Origin of the sequence: Psychrobacter sp. H8-1, from assembly GCF_904846575.1 — a bacterium.
GTDB lineage: Bacteria > Pseudomonadota > Gammaproteobacteria > Pseudomonadales > Moraxellaceae > Psychrobacter > Psychrobacter fulvigenes.
In genome coordinates this window covers 339,135-351,464 of record NZ_CAJHBG010000001.1, presented here as the reverse complement: position 1 = coordinate 351,464, position 12,330 = coordinate 339,135, and the positions used below count along the sequence as shown (strand labels likewise).

Sequence of the window (12,330 nt, the reverse complement as noted above, 5' to 3'; positions counted from 1 at the left end):
CAAGGAAACGTTATGACTTTTGATAGTGTATTTATGGCTACCCTTGCCGCGATATTATTAACTTTGGCGGCGCACGTGATTGCACGTGTGTTGGCGCGCAAGCTATCGTGGCTGCCTATGGTTATCACCGCCTTGGTTTTGGTGCTGCTGTTTTTGTTCATGCTGCAATGGGATTATGAACATTATTACAGTGTTGCTAAGCCAGTGTTCGACCGTCTATTGGGCTACGTGACGGTATTGCTAGCAGTACCACTGGCAGCGATGAACTTCAAAGGCCTACCAGTCAAAAAACTCACCCTGATTGTGGTTATCGCTAGTGTGGTTGTTGCTTTACTACCCATGTCATTGGCCTATCTGTTTTCATTGAGTCACGACACCATATTGGCTTTTGCCACTCGTTCTGTCACCACTCCGATTGGTCTGAGCGTGGCAGATTTGATTCAAGCACCACTCGCGATGGCCAACTTGATTATCATTGTCTCAGGGCTTATCGGTGGTGCTGTAGCGCGGTTCTTATTTCGCGGTATCGATGACGACCGTGCCAAAGGCTTAGCGCTCGGACTTGCTGCCCATGCCTTTGGTACCGTAGAAGCTTGGCAGATTAGCCAGACGGCTGGACGTTACGCAGCATTTGGACTGGCAGTAAATGGTTTGGTCACTGCCATTTGGGTACCTATTTTTATCAGCGCGATGGGAATATAAGACAGCTTTATAGAAGTATCGTTAAGTGTTTAATTAAGTAGGGTCTGTTAAAATACAGGCCATGCAATCAAAACCAATTATATATTATCGACAGATAAGTCACAGAAATCGTTCATATTTTTATTTATTGCAACGTATTTATAGTAAAACATCAATTCTCGCCACCTTTCTCACTCCCTTTTTATCAATCAAATGGGTATAAAAGCAATTGTATGCTATAGTAAGAAAATATTATTTTTTGTATCTTTTGCAAATGGTTTTATGAGTCTTAGGTTTTTGATAAGCCACTGACATCCCATAGAAGAATCTGACCGTAACACAGACTGCTTCAACGGGTAAGACGACCTGCCTACAGGCAACGCAATTTGCTATTATTCGATAAAAAGTGATACCTCTATGATAAATACTTCTCCTTTCATCAATCGCTATCTATCCCCTATTCTGTTGACCGCTGTTGCCGCATTATCCACTTTATCTATCAGCGCCCAAGCTGGCAACATGTATATCTATAAAGACAAAGCTGGACAAGTACTGCTTACCAACGTCAGCCCAAGTGGTAACTTTGACAAATTTACCAAAAAAGTAAAAGTCACTTACTACAAAGACTCAAAAATGTATGATGGTAGCTCTGCAAGCAATAATTATGGCAGTAGCTCTGCCAGTAGTAGTGGTACTCGTGATGCCTACGACAGCTATATTCGCGCCTCTGCGGCACGCCACGGTGTCGACCCTGCGCTCATGAAAGCCATGATGCATACCGAATCTGCATTTAACCCAAATGCCCGCTCTCCAGTAGGCGCGCAAGGCTTAATGCAATTGATGCCTGCAACTGCCAGTCGTTTCAAAGTCAGTAATCCATGGAACCCTGCCGAAAACATCGAAGGCTCGGCCAAGTATATCGCATGGCTGATGCGTCGTTTTAACAACAATGTCGAATATGCGGTGGCTGGTTATAATGCCGGTGAAGGGAACGTGGATAAATACAATGGTATCCCGCCGTTTAAAGAGACTCGCAACTACGTCAAAAGAGTGATGAGCCGCTATCATAGCCTATATAAAAATGATGCGGGTCTGTCTGACGGTACGATGAATGCCAGCAATGCTTCTATTAGTAGCAATGGTATGCAAACGGTTAGTTATGGTACTAGCAATAACGGTGCTAGCGCCAGCTACGCTAACTCAGCATACGCCGCATTACGATAATTCTTTCAATAAATCTCCAAGCACAAAAAAAACCCCGTTATTTAATAACGGGGTTTTTTTGTGCTTGGAGATTCTATCTAACCTCTTATAATGTAGGCGATAGAATCAGACTATGAATATTGAATAAAACCTTACTCTACACTCACAGCCATTCCTAATATAAAAACTTACTTGTTAGCAGCCTGAGCAGCAGCAACTTCAGCGGCAAAGTCTTCTTGCTTTTTCTCGATACCTTCGCCCACTTCTAAACGTCTAAAGCTAAGTACTTTTACGCCCTCACTTTTTAGGACGTCACCAACTTTTTTGTCATTGTCCATGACGTATGGCTGGCGTAGCAAGGTTACTTCGTCTAGGTACTTACGTAGGCCACCTTCGATCATTTTTTCAACGATATTATCAGGCTTGCCAGATTCACGAGCTTTGGCTTCGATGATGTCTTTTTCGCGTGCTAGTACGTCCGCATCGACACTTTCATCATCGACAGCAACAGGGTTGAATGCAGCAATGTGCATAGCAAGGCTCTTACCTGTTTCTTCAGTACCGCCTTCATAGGATACGACTACGCCAATACGTAGACCATGACGGTATGACGCTAGGTTCGCACCTTCGATGGTTTCAACGCGGCGGATTTGAATGTTTTCGCCGATTTTTTGAACCAAAGAGACACGTGCTTCTTCGATGGTTTGACCATCGCCATAAGGCAATTCAGAGATAGCAGCAACGTCAGTCGTGTTGTTTTCTAGCGCAATGTTAGCAACTTTTTCTGCAAATGCAGTGAAGTTATCATCTTTTGCAACGAAATCAGTCTGACAGTTAACTTCTAACAAAAATGCTTTGTCAGCGCCATGAGCAATGATGATAGCGCCGTCAGCTGCGATGTTACCCGCTTTTTTAGCTGCTTTTGCTTGACCAGATTTGCGTAGGTTATCAATGGCAACTTCGACATCACCATTTGACTCTTCTAACGCTTTTTTACATTCCATCATGCCAAGACCAGTACGGTCGCGTAATTCTTTTACCATTTTGGCAGTTACTTGTACCATGGAAATCACCTCAATATTGTAATGTATGGGAGTGCTTAAAAATCTACTGTAGAGATCAATAACAGCCTATTGTAGAGATTGATAACAATGCAGGCTTTGACCGCTTTACTATTAGGAACATGGATAATAATAGTTATCCAATAACCACTTGTCTAATAATAGCTTGGCTCATAACAACCAATAAAAACAAGGCATGACGAGTAACACTACATCATGCCTGTTATACGCTTATCTGTTGTTATTACACTATATGGACACTGATAGACACTATATCAAGTCATCCATATGCGCTAATAATATTACTCAGCAGGCGCTTCTTCTGTCTGGGCAGCAGCTGGTGCTTCTTCAGCAGCAGGCGCTTCTTGCTCAGCTTTACCACCAGCTTGGGTCTGTGCATACTCTTTACCAGCGATGATAGCGTCAGCCATAGCAGTCACATATAGAGTAACAGCACGGATAGCATCATCGTTTGCTGGGATGATGTATTCGACGTTATCTGGGTTAGAGTTGGTATCAACGATACCGATTACTGGAATACCTAGGTTTTTAGCTTCTTTGATAGCAATCGCTTCATGATCAACGTCAACAACGAAGATTGCGTCAGGTAGGCCGCCCATGTCTTTGATACCACCTAGTGAACGCTCAAGCTTTTCCATATCACGAGTACGCTCTAGCGCTTCACGTTTCGTTAGCTTGGCAAACGTACCGTCTTCTGCTTGTTTTTCAAGCTCTTTTAGACGGTTGATTGACTGGCGTAATGTTTTCCAGTTAGTCAACATACCACCTAACCAGCGATGGTCGACATACGGCATGCCAGCACGTTGTGCTTGCTCACGGATCACACCGCTAGCAGCGCGCTTAGTACCAACGAATAGTACTTTGTTTTTCTTAGCCGCTAAGCCGTTTACGTAAGTCAATGCTTCGTTAAACGCTTTGACAGTGTGCTCTAGGTTGATGATGTGTATCTTGTTACGCGCACCAAAGATATATGGACCCATTTTTGGGTTCCAAAAACGTGTTTGGTGACCAAAGTGAGCGCCCGCTTGTAGCAAGTCGCGCATTTCCATTTTTGTAGGGTTTGAATTAGCCATGTTAAATGTCCTGTTGGTTGGGTTATGCCTCCACATCACAAAAATTGCCTATTTAGCAACACGCATCTGCTGACGGTTGATGCTGAGTACTGCTGCACCGTACGCTTACAAATTAATCAAGTCGCCAAACACCCAGCAATTTTTTGCCATGATGTGTGTGTCATTGGTTGGTTAAAGAAATTGAACTATAATTGAAACTCAATTATTGAAATCAAATTATAAAAATAGCTGCGCTGTATTCTACCATAGACTGCAGTCTATGCTCCAGTATTATTAATGATTGCCTAAACAGACCATATATAGCAGATGTTTAAAATTTGGTGGTGTTCTAAAAAGTATGCTAGCGATAGAAGTCAATAAGAAATCTATGCTAAGTTCTCTGATTCTATAGGGCTTTAAAGGCTTCAAAAATTGTTCAAGTTTTAATCAGCATACTTTTTGACACACCACCTAAAATTTTAGGCATAAAAAAACGACGTTGACACGCCGCTTTTATTCTAACAATTTTATTCTAAAAATAAGCATCAAGCCCTTAGCTCAAGCAATACAAATACCTATCACCGCTTCATAACCACGCCACGTAAACGGGGTAATGTAACTATGACGCTCTTTTGGTAAATAAGAAATACTTGGCGCACCTTCAACAATCTGCGGGGGCGATATAATAAACTCAGAACCAAACTCAGTACGAGCATTACCTGATATGGTATTGGCCATCTCACCCAATAAGTCTTTCATCATCGTGATGGATGAATCGGGTTCTCCTATCACTTTGATGACTTCTCGCAACATGACAGTGGGAGCGCTGACATAGACACAGCCTTTTAATGGGCCTGATATCTTGATAATACCGCTATAGTCATAACCAATGGCGCTTCTGTTGTTATTCAAGTAAGGCGTATCAAGAGCCACTTGTGTGTCGTCAATCTGAGCAAAAAATGCGTTGATTGAGCTTAAAAACACACCTAACTTCTCTACTTTAACCATAATATATTAACATCCATATTGATTACGTTGCTCACAGACCTACTGACTGATCAATCCTGCAAACAGACCACAATCTCACCCACTTGCGACAACCAAGTAATAGGAATGATGAAAGACCGCTCGTCGCTGGGTAACACGATACCTTGCGGTGACCCCTTAAATACGAACGGTACGGAGATATGAAACTCTGCGCCAAACTCGGTACGAGCATTACCAGCAATGGTATTGGCAACTTCGCCGGCGAGATCCACATACATCTCTTCGCTCTTATCGGTCTCGCCCATACTGTCTAGGATAGAAGACAACAAGCCCCGTGTTGCTGAAAAATACACCACCCCTTTTTGCACCCCTGATATACCAATGACACCAGTATAGTCATGGACTTTGGGCTGTTTATTCTCTAGCAAGTAAGGCGTATCAGCGACAATCTCTTCTCTACCGAACTGATCAAAATAATTACTAATGATATTCAAAAAAATTTGTAGCTTTTGTTCTTTCATAATGACACTACTTAAGTCGTTGGATAGGGTTAGTCTTGCATTAACTCATACAAAGACTCTATAAGTTCTTCTTCAGAAAAAGGCTTACATAAAAACCCACTGGCACCCAACGATAAGGCTTCAATCCCTGTAGATTTGTCAGACAATGCCGATACCACCAAAATGCGCACATTAGGATCAATGGCAACGATTTTTTCGATACATTCAAGCCCATCCATTTGTGGCATAGTCAAATCCATCGTAATAACGTCAGGACGGTGGATATTGAACTTTTCAAGGGCATGGACACCGCTGGTTGCCGTAGCAACCAACATGAACTTACCTGAATCATAGGCCCGCTGAATTCGGTTGCGAATGATGTTCGAGTCATCAACAATCATTAATTTATACATAGCTCACTTATGTCCTTATGATGCTTTAGGTAAAGTAATGACAAAACGCGTCATTTCACCAAGCTCACTATTTACGTTGAGCTTACCATTAGATTCTTTTACCTGAGTTTTGATAATATCTAAGCCAACACCGCGGCCACCATCTTCATCGGCCTCATCTTTGGTAGAAAATCCAGAAGAAAACAGCTGCTTCAGTAGCTGGTTATGGTCTAGCTGCTGAGCTTCTTCAGCACTAAAACGACCCAAGGCGACTAGCTTGTCACGGATACCATCATAATTGATGCCTTGACCATCATCTTGTAAGCTGACGATGAAATCTTGGCCAATGCTTTGCATCTCTAAACTGATTTTACCCACGCTAGGCTTGCCTGCGGAGCGGCGACCTGTAGGTGGCTCGATACCATGTACAACGGCATTCCGTACCAATTGAACACTGATTTCTTTAACGGCTTTTTTTAGTCGCTCAGGTATCTTTACTTGTTCTAAAGTAGAGCTGTTTAACTGTACTTCTTTACCCTGTCTGGCCGCGATGTCTTTCGCGAAGTCTTGATAGTAGGCTAGTAGATGAGCATCTGACTCATCATCTAAATCAATCTCTTCACCGCCTGCAAGGTTCAAGCCATCCAGCATCGGAGTAACCGTCTGGCCACTACTCTGCACTATTTCTGCGGCACTAGCGTCTGCTGCCATCGTAGTTGGTACCGTGTCACTGGTTACTGAAGTAGTCGGCTCTGAGGTTGCTTTTGCACTGGCTGGCGATGTCTGATTGATACGCTCACCTAGCATCTCAATGGTATTTGACAAACTTAACAAGTCATCCAAATGTACCGCCAACTGCAAAAAGTCATTACCAGATAGCTTGCCTTGGTTTTGTAGTGCGCTAAGCTTGTCCTCAGCATCACTAGCAATTTTGGTAAAGCTATGCAGTTTGAGCGCAGAAGCGTCACCTTTTAAGCTATGCATATCACGATAAATAGCTTTCAACTTGCCTTCAAGCTCATATTGCGAGCTGCCAGGGTTTTTCAAAATGTTATTCATTTTTTCGATATGAGTTTTGGTATTGCTAATAAACTCATAAATAATTTTTGGTTTTACATTTAGGATGGTGGTCAACATCTCAATCTGCATGTCGTTTTGTGAGCGTTCTTTCTCTAAGCGCTGCTCTAGCTGAACGGCCTCTGATACATCGTTCACGTTGACCAAAATACGTGCGATGTCTTTATCTTCATAAACTCGTGAGAACTTAAAGTCCAAGAAGCGGCTTTCTGAACCTTGATCGGCAGAAGTGTTATGCAGTAAGACTTTGGTTAATGGATTGAGGGCATCGACAAGTTTTTCTTTGACGCGCGGGTTATAGAGCTGTTCGATGAACTGCTGTGTGGTCTTCAAGTCTTTGTCAGAAATACGACCACGTAAGACGTTGGTAAAGTTTTCTCCTGCCAAACGCTCTGCGCCGACAATCTTATTGAGTGCTCGGGAATGCTGCTGACCAATTTTCAAGTCTTTATCAAGCAAGAATAGACCGGTATTAACCGTTTGCATAATCTCTTGAGTTTCACGACGAGCAGCTGCTGCTTCGGCATCCGTCTCACGTAACCTGCGAACAAAGAAGAATACAAAGATTAAGAAGTAAGCGAAGATAGCGGCAACACCAAGAACCTGAATCAAACGAATGGTACTAGCTTGACGCTCTGCACTGTTAAATACGTCCTTAGTAAGACTCTCTAATGAATCGTTAATAAATAAACTTGAAGTCTTCGCTTGCTCAACTGCTTGAGTCAAATCATCTGCAGAAGATACCATAACGTTATCAGCGTCTTTCAGATAAGCTTGAATTTTAGGTTCTAAAACTTTCCATTGTTCGTTAGCTGCACCAATATCTGCTTTTGCATCGCTATTAATCTTCGGCAAGTTATAACTATTACCTGCAGTGTCAGTGATACTACCACCTTGCTCAATAGCAGAAATAGACCTAGTAATTAACGCAGTATTTTGCTCCAAACGGCTTAGCACCCGCTGTATATGTGGAGAGTTAGTATCCTCACCATAGCTATTGTCCAAATCAAACAAGTCTTTAATTACTGCTTGCGCGCTGTTAGCGACTTGGTTAGTTTGATCAATAAGGGCAGTGTTTCTTTCTAATAAGTTCGAGGTATAAAAAGTAAAAGCCAGCAAAGCACCGATTAATGATAAAAATAGGGCAATCGAAACGATTAAGCCTTGATAGCGTTTGTTATCTATATTATTTGTAGTTGCCATTTTCAGAAATCCTTAGTTCGCTTGAGTGGAAGTAGATTTACTGTCAATGGCTGGCTCTGTCGCACCCAACCATTTTTCCTCAATTTCTTTGAAGGTACCTTTGGTTTTTAACTTTGTAATACCCTCATTTATTGTATTAATGAGCTGAGTATTCTCTTTTGCCATTAGTACCACTTGCTGCGCTGATGGAGCATCATCGGCTTCATAAGGGACAATGTTGACTTCATACTCTGGATAGCCTTTTACGATATATTGTAAAACTGGTAAGTCATACAAAAGAACATCCGTCTTCCCCTGAACTAAGTCTTCATATGCCAAAAATACAGTAGGTCTTGAAACTAATTCCACATCAGACCCCATTTCCTTCAAGGTATCTTCTTCTTTTGAGCCTTCTAAAGTACCTGTCTTTAAACCTTTTATATCTTCCAAACCTTTTATTTCTGCATGACCCTTTAAATACATTATGGTAGCTGGGTTAAAGAAATAAGGGGTCGATAAACCATACTTTATAGCACGATCATCTTTATAAGAAATACCTGATATCGCTAAGTCACGATCACCTGACTCCACACTATCGAACATATTCTGCCAAGTCTCTTTATAAAACTCGACCTTAAAACCCTGTTCTTCACCAATAGCTCGAATTGAGTCAACATCAGTACCTTGCATATTTCCATAATCGTCTTGAAACGAGAAAGGCGGTAAGTCACCGGTCATTGCAACTTTCAGTACTGGCGCTGAATCAGGCAGCTTACTAATGAAACTGTCTTTATTCTCTATTTTTTTAGTGCTATTTGTATTAGCATTTTCTTGAGTGCTTGAGTTGCCACACCCAAACAGGCCAACGCTTAACACTATTGGAAGTACCCGAAATAGCGGTTTCATAATCCATCCTTGATTTTAGATAACTTAGTATTCTAAATTGTGAATATATAGATAATCTTGATTTGGTGGTGTTCTAAAAAGTATGCTGGCGATAGAAGCCAATAAAAAATCTATGCTAAGTTCTCTGATTCTATAGGGCTTTCAAGGCTTCAAAAACTGTTCAAGTTTTAATCAGCATACTTTTTGACACACCACCCTTGATTTTATCTATATACCAAATTGAGTTTAAATGTGAAACATGAATAAAGTGCGACCCTATCGCTCAGTAGGCCGATAAAGACCAAAACTTATAATTAATATTATGCAATATACATACCAATATTTGATAGAACGTTGCAATTACTCCTCAAACGGTGCAATTATTATGTAAAAAAAAAGCATTCGATACGTATCAAACGTATCGAATGCTTTTTGGCGTCACCATATACTTTATATTTTGACCTTTTTGGTCAATTATCCAACATCATCAAGATCTAAGTTACGATCTATTTTCCATATCAAGAAGCTACCAAGGCTCATCAGCGCAAACATGGCGATACCGATTTTGAGCACAGGATTGACAGGAAACAGGTTTAATAATAAACCGCCAAATATCCCCACGGAAAACATCAGCGAACCTTGCAACGCACTTGCCATACCAGCACGATGCTTTTGAAAGGCCAGTGCGATGGCTGAGGCGTTCGGCTGGGTCAAACCCAAACCTGCGATACAAAAGAAAATACAGGCTAATACTAAGGGCAGCCAAGCATCCACACCAAAAACAAGGCCCGTTATAAATAACGCTGCAGAAGAGATTACCTGCATCATCGCACCAAAGCGCAATATACTCAGAATACGAAAACGGTTGGTGAGCCATTGGTTAAGCTGAGTCAACGCCACAAATCCTGCGGCGTTCATTCCAAACAGCCACCCAAAATCTGTCGCAGAGATATTATAAGTATCCATGATCAGCTCAGAGGCCGAGCTGATATAAACAAACATCGCCCCCATCAGCAGACCACCACCAATGGCTGGATAGTTAAAACTTGGGTCTTTTAACAAATCCCAGTATTGGCTGAGCACCTCTTTAGCTGGGCGTGCATTGCGGTTTTCTTCAGTGAGGGTTTCAAAGAAGAAAAACTTGGTCAGCAATAGATTAAGCACCCCAAAAGCGGTCAAAAACCAAAAGATAGAGCGCCAGTCAAAGAAGCGCAAAAACAGCGCGCCAAGGGATGGAGCTAGTATCGGCGCTAGCCCCATGACCAAAATCATGATAGAAAAAGCCTTGGCAGTCTGCCTTGCTGTAAGGCGATCACGAATGGCGGCGCGAGTTACTACCGCTCCCACACAGGCTCCAAGTGCTTGCAGCATACGTCCCAAAAACAACACATATTCGTTATCCGTAGTCGCACAGACAATGGAAGCAACCACGTACAAGCTCATGCCGATATATAAGGGTTTGACTCGTCCGACACGATCACTAAACGGGCCATAGAATAACTGCCCAAATACCAAGCCGACAAAATAGGCAGGAACGGAGTTGGCCATAAATGCAGTAGATACGCCAAAATCCTCTGCCATTGACGGCAACGCAGGCAAATACATATCAATAGACAATGGTCCCACTGCTACGATCAGCCCAAGCATCATAATCCATGCAACAGGCAAATCCGCTGAGCGTACTCGTTCAGAAGCAATAGATTTATTAGGCAAAGAAGAGTTAGGGGCAGACATAGTTCAGACCATTTTATTTATATAAGAATTATTATTTTATAACTGAGATGCTCAGCATGTTTTGTTTTATACAAACCAAAAGACAATAGTGCAGCATTTGCGTACGACTATGCAAGCAGACAGTGTTATATCGTACTGTCCACTTGTATTTCAATAGTGGCATGTTTTTAGAATGACAAATAGCAGGTGCTAGGGGCTGTTGACTATAAGATAAAACATAGCAGTGATAATGTTTTGTTGCATACAAACAACTTCTGTAAAACTGACATTAATAATACTGCTTGACAGCCCAGTATTTCTTCACTGTAACTATATATACAGTTCATATACTATAGGGTAACTTTCATGTTATTTGTAGGAGAAATATCTTGGCTTACTTACCATCGCTCCGCCCAATATCACAAGCTGCTACTAACCACACTATGAGAATCATTCCAAAATCACTACTCTGTATCGCTATTGGACTTACTCTTGTCAGCTGTAGCAACACCAAACAAGAGAAGACGCTCGACTTGTATAATTGGGAAGAGTATATGCCCCAAAAGATTCTTGATGGTTTTGAAAAAGAAACAGGTATTAGCGTTAATTATATCAAGTTCGAATCTAATGAAGATATGTATGATAATCTAAAAACAGCTGACAGCGCCAACCCATACGACATTGCTGTACCTTCTAGCTACTTCGTTGATAAAATGGCAAAAGAAGGTCTATTACAAGAGTTAGATAAGTCAAAACTAAGTAACTTTAAAAACCTTGAAGCTTCATTTACCAATACCGAGTTTGATCCTGAGAATAAATATTCCGTCCCCTATGTTTGGGGAAGTACGGGGCTCATCATCAATGGTGCGGCTATCGACCCGCAAACTGTAAACAGCTGGGAAGATCTCTGGCGACCTGAATACAAAAACCAAGTGATGTTAGTGAACGATATGCGCGATGTGTTCGGTATGTCGTTATTGACACTGGGCTACTCAGTGAATAGCCGCAACCCTGATGAAATCAAGGCCGCTTATGCTAAGCTCACGACTTTAATACCTAATATCGAAAGCTTCAATGAAAATGATGTGCCACTCACCTCTTATCTAGCTACCAGCGATGCTACTCTTGGTATGACATATAACGGTAAGACATTAATAGCCAATAATGAAGGTGTCAGCACTCTACTCTATAAATACCCAACTGAGGGGGCTATCTTATGGATGGACAATTTGGTCATTCCTAAAGACGCCAAGAATGTAGACGCTGCGCATCAATTTATCAATTACTTACTACTGCCCGAGAATGCCAAAATTATTAGTGAAGAGATTGGATATGCTGCACCAAATAAGGCTGCACTGGAATTGATGCAATATCAGTTAAAAAACAATCCCATCATTTATCCCTCTCAAGAAGCGGTAGAACAAGGAGATTTCCTAGCAAACGTGGGTGATGAAGCCTTGAAAGTTTACGAGCAATATTGGGAGCAGCTTAAAAACAGTCTCTAATATGAAAATTAAAATATCTATAGCGAGCAACATACGACAATAGACAGTACAACGCAGCACTGTCTATTGTT

At 41.7% G+C, this 12,330-nt stretch carries 11 protein-coding genes; 3 read left to right on the top strand and 8 right to left on the bottom strand.

The genetic code is table 11. The annotated features are described in order from the left end of the window. Nucleotides 1-12: 12 nt before the first annotated feature. Together JMY01_RS01470 and JMY01_RS01465 are read left to right on the top strand one after the other, a co-directional pair. A complete protein-coding gene (locus tag JMY01_RS01470) occupies nucleotides 13-702 on the top strand; it encodes an LrgB family protein (protein ID WP_201573914.1) in 690 nt (229 codons plus the stop codon). 396 nt (nucleotides 703-1,098) lie between these two features. Further along, nucleotides 1,099-1,905 (top strand): lytic transglycosylase domain-containing protein, encoded by an 807-nt coding sequence (locus JMY01_RS01465; RefSeq protein ID WP_201573913.1) that lies wholly within the window; start codon nucleotides 1,099-1,101, stop codon nucleotides 1,903-1,905. Between the two features lie 167 nt (nucleotides 1,906-2,072). Here the strand turns inward: JMY01_RS01465 and tsf are convergent, their stop codons facing one another. The 8 genes from tsf to JMY01_RS01425 all read right to left on the bottom strand — a co-directional run bounded on the left by tsf (nucleotide 2,073) and on the right by JMY01_RS01425 (nucleotide 10,775). Next, the gene (gene tsf / locus JMY01_RS01460) at nucleotides 2,073-2,948 is read right to left on the bottom strand and encodes a translation elongation factor Ts (RefSeq protein WP_201573912.1); all 876 of its coding nucleotides are present in this window, start codon (nucleotides 2,946-2,948) and stop codon (nucleotides 2,073-2,075) included. 299 nt (nucleotides 2,949-3,247) lie between these two features. Further along, a complete protein-coding gene (rpsB, locus tag JMY01_RS01455) occupies nucleotides 3,248-4,039 on the bottom strand; it encodes a 30S ribosomal protein S2 (protein ID WP_201573911.1) in 792 nt (263 codons plus the stop codon). 537 nt (nucleotides 4,040-4,576) lie between these two features. After that, entirely contained in the window at nucleotides 4,577-5,026 is a 450-nt protein-coding gene (locus JMY01_RS01450; RefSeq protein ID WP_201573910.1) for a chemotaxis protein CheX, read from the bottom strand. Between the two features lie 50 nt (nucleotides 5,027-5,076). Next, nucleotides 5,077-5,526 carry a chemotaxis protein CheX gene (locus JMY01_RS01445; RefSeq protein ID WP_201573909.1) on the bottom strand — a complete coding sequence of 150 codons (450 nt, stop codon included), beginning with the start codon at nucleotides 5,524-5,526 and terminating at the stop codon, nucleotides 5,077-5,079. A 29-nt stretch (nucleotides 5,527-5,555) separates the two neighbouring features. Continuing rightward, a complete protein-coding gene (locus JMY01_RS01440; RefSeq protein ID WP_201573908.1) occupies nucleotides 5,556-5,918 on the bottom strand; it encodes a response regulator in 363 nt (120 codons plus the stop codon). A gap of 15 nt (nucleotides 5,919-5,933) precedes the next feature. Next, complete coding sequence (locus JMY01_RS01435) at nucleotides 5,934-8,177, bottom strand: ATP-binding protein (protein ID WP_201573907.1); 2,244 nt, start codon at nucleotides 8,175-8,177, stop codon at nucleotides 5,934-5,936. Between the two features lie 12 nt (nucleotides 8,178-8,189). Then, nucleotides 8,190-9,062, bottom strand: coding sequence for a transporter substrate-binding domain-containing protein (locus JMY01_RS01430; protein WP_201573906.1), 873 nt, complete (start codon nucleotides 9,060-9,062; stop codon nucleotides 8,190-8,192). A 453-nt stretch (nucleotides 9,063-9,515) separates the two neighbouring features. Beyond that, nucleotides 9,516-10,775 carry a multidrug effflux MFS transporter gene (locus tag JMY01_RS01425; protein ID WP_201573905.1) on the bottom strand — a complete coding sequence of 420 codons (1,260 nt, stop codon included), beginning with the start codon at nucleotides 10,773-10,775 and terminating at the stop codon, nucleotides 9,516-9,518. 368 nt (nucleotides 10,776-11,143) lie between these two features. On the opposite strand from JMY01_RS01425, the gene JMY01_RS01420 reads away from it, so the two are divergent. Continuing rightward, nucleotides 11,144-12,259, top strand: coding sequence for a PotD/PotF family extracellular solute-binding protein (locus JMY01_RS01420; RefSeq protein ID WP_227677621.1), 1,116 nt, complete (start codon nucleotides 11,144-11,146; stop codon nucleotides 12,257-12,259). The last annotated feature ends 71 nt before the right edge of the window (nucleotides 12,260-12,330 follow it).